Annotated in this window: 14 protein-coding genes; 5 read left to right on the forward strand and 9 right to left on the reverse strand. The window is 57.4% G+C overall.

Going from position 1 to position 16,513, the window contains the following annotated elements; genetic code table 11:
• Together DC522_RS19385 and DC522_RS19390 are read right to left on the reverse strand one after the other, a co-directional pair.
• The coding region (locus tag DC522_RS19385) for a leucine zipper domain-containing protein (protein ID WP_165820220.1) at positions 1–351 on the reverse strand (351 nt) is incomplete at its 3' end.
• A gap of 476 nt (positions 352–827) precedes the next feature.
• Entirely contained in the window at positions 828–1,334 is a 507-nt protein-coding gene (locus DC522_RS19390; protein WP_133239318.1) for a hypothetical protein, read from the reverse strand.
• A gap of 63 nt (positions 1,335–1,397) precedes the next feature.
• On the opposite strand from DC522_RS19390, the gene DC522_RS19395 reads away from it, so the two are divergent.
• Together DC522_RS19395 and DC522_RS19405 are read left to right on the forward strand one after the other, a co-directional pair.
• Positions 1,398–1,715 (forward strand): hypothetical protein, encoded by a 318-nt coding sequence (locus tag DC522_RS19395; RefSeq protein ID WP_116530310.1) that lies wholly within the window; start codon positions 1,398–1,400, stop codon positions 1,713–1,715.
• A 1,180-nt stretch (positions 1,716–2,895) separates the two neighbouring features.
• The gene (locus tag DC522_RS19405) at positions 2,896–3,246 is read left to right on the forward strand and encodes a hypothetical protein (protein WP_116530312.1); all 351 of its coding nucleotides are present in this window, start codon (positions 2,896–2,898) and stop codon (positions 3,244–3,246) included.
• Positions 3,247–3,264: 18 nt separating this feature from the next.
• Here the strand turns inward: DC522_RS19405 and DC522_RS19410 are convergent.
• From DC522_RS19410 to DC522_RS34310, 5 genes are all read right to left on the reverse strand, one after another.
• Positions 3,265–4,429 (reverse strand): IS3 family transposase gene (locus tag DC522_RS19410; protein WP_116530313.1). Its coding sequence is split into 2 segments (ribosomal slippage): positions 3,265–4,174 and positions 4,173–4,429, totalling 1,167 coding nucleotides; the frame shifts between segments, so codons are not numbered across the junction.
• Between the two features lie 513 nt (positions 4,430–4,942).
• Positions 4,943–5,830 carry a hypothetical protein gene (locus DC522_RS19415; protein WP_116530314.1) on the reverse strand — a complete coding sequence of 296 codons (888 nt, stop codon included), beginning with the start codon at positions 5,828–5,830 and terminating at the stop codon, positions 4,943–4,945.
• 308 nt (positions 5,831–6,138) lie between these two features.
• Complete coding sequence (locus DC522_RS19420; RefSeq protein WP_116530315.1) at positions 6,139–7,215, reverse strand: UvrD-helicase domain-containing protein; 1,077 nt, start codon at positions 7,213–7,215, stop codon at positions 6,139–6,141.
• Positions 7,202–8,797, reverse strand: coding sequence for an ATP-dependent endonuclease (locus tag DC522_RS19425; RefSeq protein WP_116530316.1), 1,596 nt, complete (start codon positions 8,795–8,797; stop codon positions 7,202–7,204). The genes DC522_RS19420 and DC522_RS19425 overlap by 14 nt, the downstream gene beginning before the upstream one ends.
• 821 nt (positions 8,798–9,618) lie before the next feature.
• The gene (locus DC522_RS34310; protein ID WP_133239319.1) at positions 9,619–9,798 is read right to left on the reverse strand and encodes a hypothetical protein; all 180 of its coding nucleotides are present in this window, start codon (positions 9,796–9,798) and stop codon (positions 9,619–9,621) included.
• Between the two features lie 307 nt (positions 9,799–10,105).
• Between DC522_RS34310 and DC522_RS19435 the strand changes: the two genes are divergently transcribed.
• Entirely contained in the window at positions 10,106–11,449 is a 1,344-nt protein-coding gene (locus DC522_RS19435; protein WP_165820217.1) for a MobA/MobL family protein, read from the forward strand.
• Positions 11,450–11,569: 120 nt separating this feature from the next.
• On the opposite strand, the gene DC522_RS19440 is transcribed toward DC522_RS19435, so the two are convergent.
• Complete coding sequence (locus DC522_RS19440; RefSeq protein WP_245444324.1) at positions 11,570–12,187, reverse strand: hypothetical protein; 618 nt, start codon at positions 12,185–12,187, stop codon at positions 11,570–11,572.
• Positions 12,188–12,283: 96 nt separating this feature from the next.
• On the opposite strand from DC522_RS19440, the gene DC522_RS19445 reads away from it, so the two are divergent.
• Together DC522_RS19445 and DC522_RS37315 are read left to right on the forward strand one after the other, a co-directional pair.
• Positions 12,284–13,879 carry an adenylosuccinate synthetase gene (locus DC522_RS19445; protein WP_116530319.1) on the forward strand — a complete coding sequence of 532 codons (1,596 nt, stop codon included), beginning with the start codon at positions 12,284–12,286 and terminating at the stop codon, positions 13,877–13,879.
• Complete coding sequence (locus tag DC522_RS37315; RefSeq protein ID WP_371680004.1) at positions 13,876–14,577, forward strand: hypothetical protein; 702 nt, start codon at positions 13,876–13,878, stop codon at positions 14,575–14,577. Before DC522_RS19445 ends, DC522_RS37315 begins: the two co-directional genes overlap by 4 nt.
• 21 nt (positions 14,578–14,598) lie before the next feature.
• On the opposite strand, the gene DC522_RS19455 is transcribed toward DC522_RS37315, so the two are convergent.
• A complete protein-coding gene (locus tag DC522_RS19455; protein ID WP_116530320.1) occupies positions 14,599–15,966 on the reverse strand; it encodes a hypothetical protein in 1,368 nt (455 codons plus the stop codon).
• Positions 15,967–16,513: the final 547 nt, after the last annotated feature.

Raw genomic sequence — 16,513 nt, forward strand, 5'->3', positions numbered from 1 at the left:
TTCATCGACAACGGCGGCGACATGAAGATCTTTATGCGTGTCGACGCCGCCAACGACGGGACGTGGTGCAACCTCCTTAGCCGTGAGCCGGTACTCCCGCCGGAGCATCTCAATCACGCCAATCCAGTACTCGGCCGTGCGATTTGCAATGGCTTTCGGGCACGACGAGCGGTTGTCCAATCCGCTTGCACCTTCCGCCCTGTAGCGGGCCAGCCACTTGCGGGCGGTGCGCTCGCTGATGCCAAAGCCTCTGGCCACCTCGCGAACAGGCTGGTCGTCTTCGAGGATGCGGCGGATCATTTCCGCTCGACCCAGACGGGTCGTGCGGGCATTCTGATGCGGGTTGTTCATTCCTCAGGTCCATCAGGGGTTCGTGTCGCAACGACCACCTTCAGGCCCTCAGACGGGATGAACAACCTCCTCAGATCGCACAGCTACTCGGCGTCTCTTCGAGCGTCGCGCACGGTAGAGAGGATTCGACAGGCCATTGCCGCTGCCGAGGCAGAAGGGGAACCGATCACCAAGGCAGCCATCGCCCGGAGAACCGGGCTCGAGCGCAAGACCGTTATTCGGAACTGGACTGCGGCAACAGCCTCCTCGACCTGATACCCAAATCCCGGGAACAGCTCTTATGTCACTGGATCGGTCCCGCACTCCGGTGTGTCATTCAGTGTATAGATAAAAAGCAACCCGGCCCCCGGCCCGGGCAAGATAATTCCTGCACCGTACCGGAGAACCGCATTGGATTATCGGATAGTCCCGTTAGGAAAGAGGACCAGTCACTGACGAAAGAGGCTGGAGTGGTGGATGCTTGTAGCCCTTGGCCATCACGTCTCCGCCACCTCTTCATGCAGAACACCGGGAGTCGGATTGACCGATGCATCCAGGGCCGCCGTGAGCGCAATGGATTCGGTGCTCGTGGCGGACACGGCAACCCCACCCTCCCGATCGTTGTGGTGATCGTCAGCTTCTTCAGCGGAATCTCCGGTCTCGATCCCGGTGGCTCCGATCCCCAGACGATCCATCTCACGGACGAACGCAGGCGGGAGATCTTGGTCCTCCCCGTCCATGGCCGAGGTGCGTCCCAGCGCCCATTCCATTGCCGGAAGGACCTCCCCGCGCAACTCCTTCACCAGCTCCTCAACTTTGCGGGACTCGCAGTAGCTGAGTGTGTTCAGGGCATCGTCGACGTCCTTACAAGGGCCTTCCGGCCATTGCGGCCGCTCCGTCCACGGCTTGCCGATGTACTCGCCCGCTTTGTTCCAGTAGCCGTAGCCGGACATGCGTTCCAGCTCGCTCTGAAGCCAGCGCGCTTCCCAAGTGACCGCAGTCACGAAGTCTCCCTTCCTGAATCGCTTGCCCGCCTTCTCGTCTGGCATCGCAGCCACGACAGTTGAGTGGAGCGCAGTCAGGCGCTCCACCCATTCATCAACGCTCGCTCGCAGGCGACTAGAAAGCACGGTAACCAGTCCCTTTCGCCCTGGCGCCTGATCGGACCCAGCCTGTTGACTGCGCTCTTCCTTAGAAGGGCGGCCCTCACGGATGATCTGCTCGACGTCACGACCAATGAGAGCCTCTCCGGCTTCCAGTCGAGCGAAAACTTCGTCGACCACCTCATCCAGCGCGGTCGCAAGCCTGATCAGGGTCGTTGGTTTCACCCCGAGGTCGGCGATGGTGTCGCGCCGGGAACCGAACCGCTGGAAAACCCGGTGTAATTCCCGGCCGTCTTGGGTGTCATTTGACACTCCCGGGATACCCACTTCTCGAAGGCACGGGGTACCAGGCCCTTGGCCCGATTGAGGACTGCGCCAAGCTCCAGAATCTGAAGATTGGTCTTCCGGGCGATGACAGCGATAGCTGAGGCGCAGTCGCGCAAAGCCTCCTTCTCTGAAATGGAAACTTGCCCGTAGTCGAAGGACTTGGGATGGTGACGTCGTGAGGTCAAAGAGGACTCCTGTGGTCTTGACCCCCACATGAGGTCGAGATTTTCAGGAAAGTTCCCTGCGGATGAAGAAAATTTTACGAAGCCTTTCGGTGATGTGGCTTACCCTCCGCACCCTCTTCGTTTCGCTCATGCCAGGTGGAGGCAAGCACACTACCTGCGACTATATATCGATGCTCCGGCTTCTGGTCCGAAAAGCAGATCTCGATATCCGCGAGATCCGGGCAAGTCCGACAGGCATCCACCTCAAGCTCAAAGATTCAAGACAAGTTGCCCAAGTCGCGGAGATAGCTAATAGCAGATCTTGGATCGTAACGCGGCGGACGGATCAGGAACTCGCGATTGAGCCGCGGTACACACCTAGCGTTCTAATCGGAGCGGGAACGAAACTCTACCATGTGAGCGACAAACGAAATCGCGACAGCATTTGCGCGAATGGCCTAAGGCCTCTTGACGGCGGGAACACGACATTCAACCGAGAATACCCCCGCGCGTACATCTCTGCTACAGGCTTGGTGGCGCGCTGGCTTTCATACATCACCAGACTACCGCTCAAGCGTCACGAACTTTCGATTCTACTTCAGGAACCACAGCAGCGGCAGGGAAGGTGGAAGGGCCGCGGACGCTGGATGACATCGACGTCTATGCTATCGCCGATCCGCCCAGTGGCGAATTCTACCAAGACAGCCATTTCGCGGACGGTGGCATTTGGACAGAAATGCCCATTCCAAAGGAACGGCTCCGCCTCATGTCGCCAGAGGAATGGCAACCAACCTATTCGCAGCTCTATCCGGAGCCGCTGCCCCTTGAGGATGCGATCCGTCATTTAATAATCTCTGATGTCGCGCCAAGTCCCTCGTCTGCTCTATCTCCAGGACACAGCGCCAGCGACGATTTACAGAAAGGTCGCTGACAGGTAACCGAAATGCAAAGGCTTTGTCCGAGATGTTGATGTGACAGAAGAAGATCTTGCGATCATGAGGGCGGTGGAACGTTTCGCGGCAACCGTGACAATTCCAGTCTTGCACGAGCCAAAACGGGACTTGGTGGACCAAGTTGGGACGGGGACACTTTTCGATCATGGTGGCCGCCTGCTTCTGATCACTGCACGGCACATTTTCGACGAGATCAACCCTGAGGATTTGGTCATTCCAAGTACACAATCTAGGGAGCTTCATGGGATTGGACCCTATGAACTCCATCGCGCCGATAACAAAGATATAGACATCGCTATTGTCGAACTGCGGCATCCCCCCACCATTGAAAGGGCCCGCGCAGGCTGGCGTGTGCTGACACTGACGTGAGCCCTGAGTTTCCTCCGCTCAGAGCTGGAGTCCGCTGGTTGATTGATGCCCGTTGTTGGCGGTCAAAGCAACTGGAAGGGTCGCTCCTTCCGATTGCAGTCTTCTGGTGGTGTGCTTAGCAAAGTCGGTCGGGGTCATTCCTTTCAAGGCTGAGTGCGGTCGGATGGTGTTGTAATCCCTTCGCCACGCGTCAAGAACCTGCCGGGCGTGCCTCAACGAGGTGAACAGGGTCTCGTTGAGGCATTCATCACGCAGGCGGCCATTGAAACTCTCGATGAAGGCGTTCTGCTGCGGCTTTCCCGGCGCGATATACTGCCATTCCACGCCCGTGGCCTGACACCACCGCAGCACGGCCGAAGAGGTCAGTTCGGTGCCGTTGTCCGAAACACAGCTCATTGGCCGGCCACGGCAGGCCATGATGGCATCCAGCTCTCGCGTGACCCGCAGGCCTGAGAGCGAGGTATCGGCCACAAGCCCGAGGCACTCCCGGGTAAAGTCATCAACCACCGCCAGAACACGAAAGCGGCGCCCGTCGGCAAAGGCATCGCTGAGGAAATCCAGGCTCCAGCGCTGGTTGGGCCCGCCGGGCAGCAGGATGGGAGAGCGCGTACCCAGTGCCCGCTTGCGACCACCCCGGCGCCTCACCTGCAGTCGCTCCTCCCGATAGAGGCGCCGGAACTTCTTGTGGTTCATGGCCAGCCCCTCCCGGGCCAGCATGATCTGCAGGCGCCGATAGCCGAAGCGCCGGCGCACCGCCGCCACAGCTCGCATGCGTTCACGCACCACAGCATCGTCAGGTCGGGTGGAGCGATACCGGACCGACGAGCGGTCGATCGTCAGAATGGAGCATGCCCGCCGCTCGCTCACGCCATGGGCTTGCATGGCATGAGCCACGGCCCGGCGCTTGGCAGCGGGCGTTACCATTTTTTGACGCGAGATCCTTCAGGACAGCATTGTCCAGCATCTGCTCGGCCAGAAGCTTCTTGAGCTTGGCGTTCTCTTCCTCCAGGGCCTTCAGCCGCCGGGCGTCAGAGACCTCCAGGCCGCTGTACTTGGCCTTATAGTTGTAGAAGGTTGCCTCCGAAATCCCGTGCTTGCGGCAGATCTCCGCTGTCTTCGTCCCGGCCTCATGCTCCTTGAGCATGCCGATGATCTGCTCTTCCGTGAACCGTGAGCGCTTCATTCGTCCGGCTCCAGGTCGGACGGACTCTAACCTCATCTGGAGGAGTTCGCAGGGCTCACGTCAACACTCGCCAGCACAGACGAGCCATCGCAAGATGGGCACTTCATTTTGACGGGCTATCCGAGCAAACGTTCGGCTCGTGCGGGCGGCCTCCTAGGAGGAAGTCTGCTCACGCTCCACACCGAACGCATCCCTGCGACGCCCAAAGTGCCGCCGAGCCGATCGCGTCTGATCTGGACCTCTTCTTTCGGTACAAGCGCCAGGCCATGATGATTGATGGCTCTATGGGAGCGGTGCCTGAACCTCCTGGGTGCAGCGGCGCTTCGATATGGGAGTATCGAGAGCCAGCGGACATGCTGTTCTGGAATCCCGAGCAGTGCCTCCGGGTTGTGGGCGTTCAGTCCTCCTATCTTGCCTCGGGAGGCTATTTCCGCGCGAAACGATGGTCGTATGTGCGTGAGATGATCAGTCGCCTGTAGGCGGAACCGCCAAATCGCCGGCTAGGATTGGCTCTCAATCTGGGAAGAACGGGCGCCGAGGTGCTGGCCAGCCACCCGTCTCCATTTGCGAAGCGAGATCGCGATGACTGAACCGACGCACAGTGGATGCTGCGAGAAACTGGACGGCCACCGCAAGCCGCACCACCTGAAGACGCCTCAGACCGATGGGGGAATACCGACTTTGTACGTACGGCGGTAGCCGCAGTACGATTTCACGCGCCGCGGCATCGTCACGGTGCGGGATCTCCAACGCAAGCCGATCCATCAGCTTAAGGAGATTGTGGCCATCCTTGCCTTTGAAGCTGCTTGGATCGGCTCCATTGTGGATCAGCGCACCTTTCAACGACAACTCCGCCGTCATGCAGATAGGTTGGAGAACGGAATCCACGCTGAACCCCGTTGGCAGGATGTTCGCCACATCCTCAAGATTGGATACGGCCATCTTCCACAGCGTGAACTCCGGTCCAGCAGCCCCGCGAAGGTCATCCAAGCCATAAGTGAGATCGTACAGGTCAGCAAAGGCAAAACTGGTCCTTGCCGCGAAATCATGGTCCTCTCGGCACCACTTCCACCAAGCTTCCTTCGTTGGGAAGCCAAGGCCTCGCCAAACCTCTAACCTCTGTGGCCCACCCATAACAATGGGCACGATAACGCGCCGAACTTGGTCGACGACCGCAGCTAAGCCGATCCCGACGCCCGGCCAAGAGCTGCGCACCTCGGGGATCATCTCAGCATAGGCAGCCATGATCCGCTGGGCCTCAGGATTACCACCAACACCAATGGAGAAGCTGATCCCCAGAATGTCGAGGGCGGCACGGAAAGGGCGCTGATGAAGGTGTAGTCCTTCCTCGGCATATTTGATGTCGAGTGCGCGAAGCGTCTCGAAGGTCCAGGTCTGCATGGGAGCAAAATAAGTCGTAACCCGCGTATTGTCAGGCTAGCATATGTCCATCTTGTTAGCAGATCCGTCAGCGTAACGAAACTGGCAAGCGGTCCATGAAGCCGGTACGCCCAATGTTCGCCTCCAATGCGCTTTCCGGAGTGCAGGACTGGATTGGGCGCAAGAAGGGCTTGATCAGGATAAACTCTGAAGTCCACTCTTGGCATGCCTTAGACCTAAGACTAGGGCAGTAATCCTCACCTAACCAGAATCCCGAAAGGATCGGAGATGTCAGAGTTTTGCTGGGAAGGAGTGAGGGCAAACTCTTGCTACTGAGAATAGGCCTGTGCGCGTGGTATGGACGCGGCACCGTCGAATACGAAGGCGAGGCTGAACTTGGCGCGGGTCACTCCGACGTACATCTTGGCCAATAGTTTCTCAACGTGGGTCAGATCCCCCGTGCCAAGCCATTTCTTCCCTAGTCCGTGCGGGAAGATCAGCACACGGTCGAATGTCAGTCCTTTGGACTCTCCGAAATTCATCGCGGGAAAATCTTCGCATATCGTTCTCTTATCGAGCCGCAGAACCTGCGGCGCGAACCGAGTCACATATGCCGTGACCTGCGAGGACGACACAATGAACACGCCGTCGTGGCCTGTTACGGTGGTGTTTAACGATTTGGTGGGCGGCTCATTCGGAAAGAAGCTGTCTCCAAGATCCGCAATGTCTTGATGGCAGCGGTGGGTATGTTGCTCATAGGAGAGCACAGCAAGGCCTGCCCTGTGCCACTCGTCGAACTTTTTTATGATGTTGATTCCGGAATATGCCGAATTCTTCTTCGCGAAGTTGGTGCGAAGCGTCGCCTGACGATGATCGCCAACCAGCCTGAGCCTGATACCGGCCTTTAGGATCAGTTCCAGCACGTCCAGGTCGTAGCCCGCCATGTCCTGAACTTCATCCACGAATATATGATCGAAACGCCGAGCCAGCCGCCGCATTACGGCCCCGTCGGTCAGCCGGTCACATTCGCAAATGAATTTCGAGATTTTATCAGAGTAGATGAATTGACTGCCAGCGAAGTAATGCGCCGCCGTGTTGGATTCAGGGACATATGGGACTGATCGGCCTTCGGCCCAGTGGAAGCCGTCAATCCGCTCATTGTGCAGCACTCGTCGATATGGTCGAGCCAGCTCTCGTAGAAGAAAAGTGAACCATGTCATCACCTCAATGCGCGATGGGATTGCCGCCGCATGCCCGTAGAACTTCCGCTCGATCTCCTTCGCGTTGCTCTGAGTATAGGTCACCAGGGCGGCTCGCGATGTCGTCTCAGACATTGCCTGACTGACGATCCGGGTGGTCTTCCCGCCGCCCGCAGCGCATAGGACGATTTGGCTAGCTGATGGCATCTACGATATAGCCAGGAGCGGTCCAGGCTTCCTGTGTCGTGAAGAACTTAAGCGCGGCGTCCGCCTTGTTGGTCTGCATGTGCCTCAAGAGTTCGGCATCGCCTTCGAACGTCCTGCCCAAGATGCGCTCGATCGCAGGGCGTCCGTTTGCCTTCAGTAACTGAGGCTCGAGCGTCCGATAGTTTTCATCGGCATCGTAATGAATGCCGACTTTCGGATTACCGAAATAGTCCTGGTACTTGCGTTCGACGGCCGCGACGTCCCCATCGTTGTCCGTTACCACGGCAACGGTGAGATCGAGGAGCACGGCGATCTCAAGGAAACGCTTGAATGCAAGCGAATTTACCGAGATCACGTCGACTCCGGCCTCAAGCGGCATCTTTCCGTGCAGGTTCCTATAGGCAGCCTGAACAATCAGCTCGTCGGACGGACCTTCAACGAGAATGGCACGCTTTGCCAGGATTAGCCTAAGAGTATCGTGCCCGGGGAGACGCATGAAGTAGTCTTGGGTATCTTTCTTCAAATCCTTGAGCGTGATCGCCGAACCCCGATGGAACAGGATCACCGAATCCACTCCGAGCTTGTTGAGCACAAAGCTGCTGTGTGTGGTGATCACAAGTTGCCGTTCCCCGCGCCGCTCCGCGATATGGTTAATGAGTGCGTTAAGGTTTGAAAACGAGAGATGATTTTCAGCCTCCTCGATCAGGATAAGATGCGAATCCGCAGAGGACTCCAATGCAAGTTTGATCTTGATCGAGTTCTGCTCGCCCTTGCCGACGAGCATGAGTGGTACGTCATCCAAGTGAGGTATCACACCCACTTCCCAGCTCGCGCGGGATGTCGTGTCGAGAGAGACCGATAGCGCCTTCTCGGTGATCTCGCCCTTCTTCATGGCGAGGGCTTCGTTCACGGCTCTAACTTTTTCGTTATTAAGGAACTCATCCTTCATCATGCGGTAGGACAACGCCAGGTCGACCTTTTGCCCCTTGCTGAGGCTATCCTTCATGAGATCGACGACATAGCGGCTGGCAGCAGCGTTATTGCGGATCGTACTCGCGTCAATAAAGCTCGGCTTGATGGGGATGGTTCGAGAGCTTGTGATTGGGTTTTCCGCAAAGCTCCTCCACGAGACTTTGTAGTATTCGATGGGCAGGGTGCGGATGAGCGATGGGTTCGCGACATAGCTCGCGAGCTCATCGCCAAATTCCGGATTGAACTCAATCGAGAGCGCCACACCTGGCAGATCCACTTTCGCGGTGTTGTTGATGCCTTTGAGTTTCGTCAGCGCCGAATTATCCTCAAAATACAACTCGATGAGAATTGCCGGCGGTGCGACAGGGGTCTTTGCGATCAACGCATTGATGTAGGTGGCCACGGCCTCGGAGTTGAACAGGTGGGGATGTAGCTCGGTTTGAATCGGGCGCCCATTCAACTGTCCGGTTAATGCAAGATCAATCGCTTCCAGTAGGGTCGACTTACCGCACTCGTTGTTTCCGACAACGATGTTAAGCCCCGGGTTTAGCTCTATGTCGGCTGTCTTCAGGCAGCGATAATTGTTCACGATGACCCGTGAAATGTACAACAGGCGCCCCCATACCTTGCCCGTTGCTTGATTTAGCAGAATTATGCCCTAGCGCGACAGAACTGCGGGTGCCATCCACAGATAAAGCCAAGCTAGGTGCTGTGAGGTGTTCCTGCGTCTCCGATAAATCCAGTACAGGGCTTGGCGAGCTTGAATCGGTCTTGGTCATCTCCAACTCGGCAAGTAGGCTCCGCCCTCGATCAGCCCAGGCATCAGCCAGTGTCGCCACCTTTACCAGATATTCCCGATTAAGGTCTCTCTCGGATGGATCCGGGGTACGCACGCAGGACACATGTGTGCGCCGGATCTCATTGCGAAGGTCGCCCCAGCGGGAGCGATCATCAACTTCCCGAAAGTAGACTGCTAGGGGCAACGATACCTGTTCAACGACTTGCCATCGTCGATCTGCCACTGGCCCTTGGCTGCCTCTGTTCCGGATCAGGAAGTCGAGTGCCCGGGCAAGCTCCAGGTCACCCGTGGATAGCGGCGGCAGGTGGTCTCGCGGAGTTTGCTCGCGAGTAATTCCTGCCGTCTCATCCACTCCGGGAGAGCCATTGAAGCCTACGGGTCGGGGTGACTGCTCGCCGCCTTCGAACCCAATTCGAGGTGGCGACGGCCGCATGTTCAAGTCAAGAATGGTGAGAAAGACCGCTTTGGCGAGTAAGCCTGCAAGGACAGTTAGGAAGACGACCTCTGGCAAGCATGGAATCCGTGGTGCCCGCTCCTTCGCCCTACTAGCGCGACGCATGATTACCGGAATACAGGCACCAATCTGTCGTCGAGAAGATCGCAATCCATGACGGTTCTTCTGGCGGTTTGAGTCATGCCGCGTCATGGGCCGACCTCCGATGGCTTGGATCAAAGATCGTACCGACAAGGATCGCTCGATCTTGATCACGGGACAGGTACACATCGAGCCAGCGCCGGAAGGCGTCCACCATCGCATCGCCGCGACCGGATTCTGCAAGAGCGAGCATCGCGGCGCCGAGGGTGAATTTCACTTGATTCGCGGTCCGGCGATTGGAGCGATCGAGAGAGCGACGTAGGCGTGCAACTCGCGCCCGGGCATTCCCTTCCCTCACACGTGCCAGCTCCAGCCTTCGTTCGAGCGAGTCCATCATCCTGTCCCCCTTCGCCGTGTGCAACAGGAGTAAGAGTAACCGGCGCTTTGCCTGGCACGAGAGCGGGTTCAAGCTGGCCAACACGGGGAGAGGAAACCGAGCAGGCAGGTTCGCCTATACATTGCTGCCGCAACGTGGCTCGAAAAGATCTTTACGGCGGTCCCCGTTTCCGCCGGCGGAGATGATCATGACGGGGTTCTTTCGTGTTCAGCTCGGTGTTGTCAGCCGATCGGAAGGCCACTCCGCCGTGAAGCGGTCCGCGTACCAATCCTGCGGTCGCCTCGTTGACCATGAGGGCCGGCGGTTCGATTACTCTCGGAAGGGAGCGGAGCATGCCTTGACTGTCATGCTGTGCCCCGACGGGGCACCGGAATGGACGCGCGATCCTGGCGAACTCTGGAGGCGGGCTGCCGCGACGGAGAAGCGGGTAGACGCCCAAGAGGCGCGGATCATTGATCTGTCGATGCCGCGACAGGTTCCCCATTCGCTCTGGGAGGCTTGTATCCGGTATGTCTATGAGCCCTTCCGTGAACGAGGAATGGTCCTCCAGATCGATGTTCACGACAGCCCGGCCAGCGACGGTGGACGCAACGTTAACATCCATGGGCTTGCGACACTCCGCCGGATCGAGGGCGACGACTTCGCGAAACGGAAGGAGCGTTCATGGAATGACTGGCTTCGCGAACGGGATGGACGCACCATCCGGAAAATGGTGGCTGAACGCCTAACGGCCTTCTGCCGAGATCACAACATCGACTATGCTGCGGACGCCCGCTCAAATGCCGAACGAGACTGGCCTGGCCCGGAACCGGAGTTGCCCCGGTGGAACTGGGAGGCTGCGAAGCGCACCGGGGCTCCGACTGAAGCCTTGACTGCCCTCCATCACCATCGCCGCCTCCGTAAGGAGTGGGAGGATGCCAAGGCGGAGCTGGACGCCATCAACATCGAGGTCGCAGTGATCGAGCGCGCCCAGCGGAGCCGTCGGGCCCCGCGCTTGAACCCGGCCCGGGCAGCAGAGAAGGCTGCGGCTCGCCGAGACCGACGCGCAGCGGTGCTCCGAGCTTGGTATGGTGGGACTTGGATTGAGGCTGCGGAGGTCGCCGAGATCGCCAAGGCTCGTTACGATGAGGGCCGTGAATGTCTCTGGCTAAACCTCCGGGACGGCAGCTCGCTGATCGACACTGGCGAAGCCATTCATTTCCGAGGGCGGATTACCGCAACTGCCGCAATGGAGACAGCCGCCGCCGCGGAACGCCATGGTTGGCGGGAGGTCGAAGTTTGGGGCGATCGTGCCTACAAGGACGAGGTGACAATCGCCTGCCTGCTTCGCGGGATCACGGTGACGAACCACCACTTGTCACCACAGGCCCAAGCTCGGCCGATAAGCTGCTGTTGGAACGGGCAGCATCCTCAACAGGGACGCCTCTGGATAGAGGCTGTGCATCACCAGCGCCAGTATCAAGCTTGGATGTGTACCGACGTCTTCTTACCAATCGTAGAGAATATCTCAAAGAAGCAGAGTCGGAGGTAATGGGGAGTGACTTGGCCGAGCCAGCGCCTGCATATCGCCCTAGGCCTGACCCCGTGCAGGAACGAAACAGCTCAAACCGGAAATAATTTCTGGTTTGAGCAAATTTCGGATGGTGAAACTCTACCGATGCTGATGCCCCGGTCGGCAGACGAACGCAGGCGCGTACTGCGCGGTAGATGTCGGCGCATGAGCTCGCAGATCCATAAAGCGCCTCAGGAAAGCCTGTCGGGATTCGTCTGGGCTCAAATAAGATATCTTTATCGGCGCTGGTATAACCCTCGTCAGCACAGCCCAGTCATCTGTCCCGGGAGGCATCACTTGGGACTGTTCAGCGGCCAGCACGCGGAGGTCGGCAGCCTTAACTATCTCTTTTGATTCAGGATCAAGGCCGAACCGCTCATAAATAGCGGCTTCAACGTTCTTTTCGATCCGTTTGTAATCCGGGAGCAACTGCTTAAGAGGCCTTGTAATATCCCCAAGAAAAGCCTCAGCGGCGTCGTGAAGAAGCGCCTCAAGCTCATAAGACTCGACAGTGCAACTCACGTAGAGACTGTGTTCTGCTACCGAATAGAACCGCCTGCATTGGCCGGCATAACGACATATGTTGCCTAGGCCGTGCGCGATGTCCTCAATTGTGAACTCACTGTTCTGAGGATCCAGCAGGTCAAACCAGCGACCGCTGGCGAGCATGATCTGAGGTCCCTTCCCCATTCTGACAGCGACTGTCCGTTCTCGCATCGCACAATCCTCCCCTGTTCATATTGACTAACTGGGACTTTAACCTCCGCCAACCGAACATTATCTTTGCCGAGCCTTGTCCCCAGGAGTTTAATCATGCCGACAATTGTCGTCCTTTCCGGCCCTGTGGGCGCAGGAAAGTCTGCCTTCGCGGAAGCCCTAAAGAAACGCGGCTCAGTTCATAGTGTTTCAACGCGGCGCTTCCTAATAGCGAGAACCGGTGCTCCAGAGGAACGCGCTGCGCTCCAAGAAGCTGGAGACGCCTTGGATCGTGAGACTAGCGGGGCATGGGTCGCGGATGCTGCCGCCGAAGCCATGGAGGCGAATCCTGGGTCAGAGTTTCTCTTGATTGACTCCGCTAGGATTCCCGGACAGGTGGAAAGGCTTCGTGATCGCTTTGGCCGTGTACGCGTCCTCCACGTCCATTTAACAGCCCCGGATGAAGTCCTTGAACAGCGATATCTCGCCCGTCATAAGGAGGTGCAGGAATTTGAGACCTATGCAGAGGTCAAACTCAGCAAGACGGAGTCTCAGATAGAAAGGCTGGCCGCTATCGCTGATGTTCAGTTGGATACTACCAGCGGGGGCCCAGTTCATCTCGCCGCACGCGCATTGACGGGACGGTTTCCCACTGTTCCGGATCAGAAGCGCCTCGTCGACGTGATAATTGGCGGTCAGTACGGGAGCGAGGGAAAGGGCAATATCTGCGCGTACATTGCACGCGATTACGACGTTCTTGTACGGGTTGGTGGCCCGAACGCAGGCCACAAAGTCGCAGAGCCGCCATACAAGTTTATCCAGCTCCCATCCGGCACAGGGGCCAACAAAGAGGCTCAGATTCTCATCGCAGCCGGATCAACGATCTGGCTCCCACAAATGATGCTTGAAATTCTGGACCATCCGCATCTTGGTCCCGGACGCCTCATCATCGATAAGCAGGCCATGATCATTGATGATGAGGATCGCCGGATTGAGGCTGCCGCGCTTGAATCGATCTCCTCTACAAAACAAGGCGTAGGCTCCGCCAGCGCACGCAAAATCATGAACCGCGGTGATAAGCCAGGGTTTGGCCCGCCCGTGAGACTCGCCAAGGACGTCCCGGAACTCAAGCGATATGTTGGCGATACGAAGGCTGAACTCGACAAAGCGTACGCCGCCGGACATCGAGTTTTGGTCGAAGGAACCCAAGGCACAGGCTTGAGCATCCATCATGGAACTTATCCACATGTGACGTCCCGTGAGACATCGGCAGCAGGATGTTTGGCCGATGCAGGGATCGCACCAACGCGGGTTCGAAAAGTCATCATGGTGATGAGAACCTATCCCATTCGTGTCGGCGGGGATTCCGGTCCAATGGGTGTAGAGATTGATTGGGAGACGGTATCTGATCGTTCAGGGATTTCGCTGGAGACCCTGCTTGATACAGAGAAGGGAACAGTGTCCGGTCGCAAGCGCAGGGTAGCGGAATTTGATTTGGAGCAAGTCCGTCGATCCGCAGCGCTGAATGGCGCAACAGAGATCGCGCTCACCTTCGCGGATTATTTATCAGCCTCCAATGCGAGCGCCCGCGCCTATGATGAGCTTGATCCAAAAACTAGGTCATTCATAGAAGAGGTTGAGCAGGCAACCGGCATCTCGGTGACACTCGTGTCTTCCGGCTTTGGTCCAGCTCATATGACCGACAGAAGGTGATCCAATTGCAAGTAGATGAACTTGTTGAGCATTATCCGCGGCTCTGGCACATGGCCCATCAGGATAGTTGGGCGGCAATACGTGAGCATGGCCTTCAGAGCACATCCGCAATCCTTGACCAATATGGGGTCGAAGGCGAAGCAAGAAAGCGTCTTGAGGAAATGCGCAGGCCTGAATCCGTCCCGCTCCAAAGAGCTGGGCTCCCCGGAGCGGTAATTCGCGACCAAAAGCCGATAAAAGAGTCAGCTTTAGCGGGATGCCTACAAGATGGCCTTCAGCCTAGTGATTGGTATCGGATCCTCAATGCGCACTCATTCTTTTGGCTTCATCGAGATCGAGTTCGGGGCCTCCTAAAAGCCCGAGCGTACAGAAATTTGGAACAGACGGTACTCACAGTCGATACCGGAAGTCTTGTCGCCTCACATAAAGATCGAATCCTGCTCAGCCCAATTAATAGTGGAGCGACCATCTATACGCCCACACCTCGTGGTAAGAACACATTTCTGAGAATTGAAGACTTCCCATTTAAGGAGAGGCGCCGGACGCGCCCGCTCTCCGGTACGGTAGTAGAGTTGCTGGTTAAGTATTCCGTTCCAGATATTGCCGATCATGTTCTTGCAGTGCATCGCGTTCGAGGCAGCGACATCATCGAAACCATCTGGCGCAGCGATAGGGCCACTGATGACGACTGTCCATGATGAATACGTAGCCGGTTATTTCTAGTCGGCCAAGTTATGTTCCAACCGCGCAGGCCGACGTGCTTTTCGGAGCAGGTCGGCCACATGACTGGTAAGACCTACCTCTCCGACGACCGTCACACCAACACCGTTGTCAAGGCGGGAAAGTAAGTTGCGGAGGCTTTCAATTCCGGCCGAAACCTCAAAACGAACCCACTTATCCGCATCCCCGGGCACAATAACTTGCTCACTTGTACCCGTACCTCCCCGGTGCAATTGTACTATCCATGCCTGCTCACCATCATGCACCCACTCGAAACGGATAGCACCAAGTCGATCAGAGAGTTGGCTATGTAGCGTGCGAACACTCTCAAGGATTTCCGCGGGGAGCTTCTCTGGTGCGTCTAGCCCTAGCATGAATCGGTCGCCCTCCCCCTGACGCCCCTCGACGAGCAACCGCCCCTCTGCACCTACAACAGCAGCTCCAGAATAGCGTGCGCGAACAGCCGCCTGGCAGAGAACTGATGCAAGTACATTCCCCTCTGGATCTTCACGTGAAAGAAGGCGGTAGGGATCGACCCAGCCCTTTACTGTTGTGAAAAGTCCAGGCTGAGGCTCGGCGGGACACGTCCGCGTCCACACCTCGAGCGATCCTGTTTCCTGCCCGAATGAAAATGGCGCCACCCGACGCCCTATAACCAGTGTCTTCGGGACTGGAGCACCAAGCAGATGTGCCATAAGAAGGCCATAGGCCTTATCACCGAGATGGCGACTGAATCTATTTGGCCATGCCAACGTCGCGGCAGGCGGGATGGGCACGTTCAGCTCTCTTTCCCAGACCAGCGTATGTGTGCCCCGGTGTCCCCTCGGCCGGGGGTGTAGACTGAATTCCAGTCGAGCGCCGTCACCCGCACGGATTTGAGGTTCAAAGCCATAGACGATTTGGAACATCCGAAGTGCCATCTCAAGGGGCAGCGACGCGACGCCTGGCTTCTCGACGCACCGCGGGGTGTCATCTGGAGCGAACTCAACCGTCTCTCCTTGGACAACACCCGATACGCCGCCGTCGGCAACATCAATCGTCTCATTCACAATCAGATGGAGGCCTTCGCTGCTTAACCTTTCCAGTACCTCCATCACCCCGTCGACTGTTTCGATACCATAAACGAACTCCCTGCTACGCGGGCTTTCTGGGGCGTAGCTGCGGACGTTTACTTTACGGTCGGCTGCGGCAGCAAGGACTGCCGCTACGGCACCTTCCGGGGCATCGAACCTCATATTGGCAGGATAGCCAGAGATCCGGCAGAATCCTTGCTGAAGTCGCCCCTCTATTGGTCTGAAGCTCACGAACTGGGCGACATTCCCGATCTCCGCCAAAGCGTCGAGGGTTTCGTCCTTGTAATGTGCCATTCGTGCCTCGATAGTTATTAAATTGGGCTTACCACCCCGCGAGGGTTGAGTAGCGGATTGCGTGCCCGCCCGTAAGGCCTCAGAGCGGTCAAGAACAGCCCAAAAGCTACCGCGAGGTACCTGGGGCCATCCTACGACACAGATGTTCACACTTCTTGGCTAACAAAACCTCTACGGGGTTTCCATTCTTGAATGTTCGGGTCGTCGCCCTGAGACTCAATAAGCCTATATGAAATGACATATCAGTTTATGACCAATTGCTGCAAACATGTCCCGTTTCGCACCGAAGCCTTCCGTGCTTGAATCCACGTATCGGCTGAAGTACAGGGAAACGTATCGTTGGCCCTGTGCGCCGGGCCCGAATGCCTTGGATTCCTTGAGAAACGGCGGAAATTGGCGAAGAGTCTCCCCCTCTCCGCCATTTAACCCTTTGATCCACAAGGATCTCTGAGGTTCAGGCCGAGGACCGCCAGAGCGTCCGAACCAGCCCAACAGATCAGTCCGTCACACTGGTGTCACAACGACGGACAAAAGACTATGGCGACTA

The sequence above is a fragment of the Microvirga sp. KLBC 81 genome (genome assembly GCF_003075415.1).
Classification (GTDB): Bacteria; Pseudomonadota; Alphaproteobacteria; order Rhizobiales; family Beijerinckiaceae; genus Microvirga.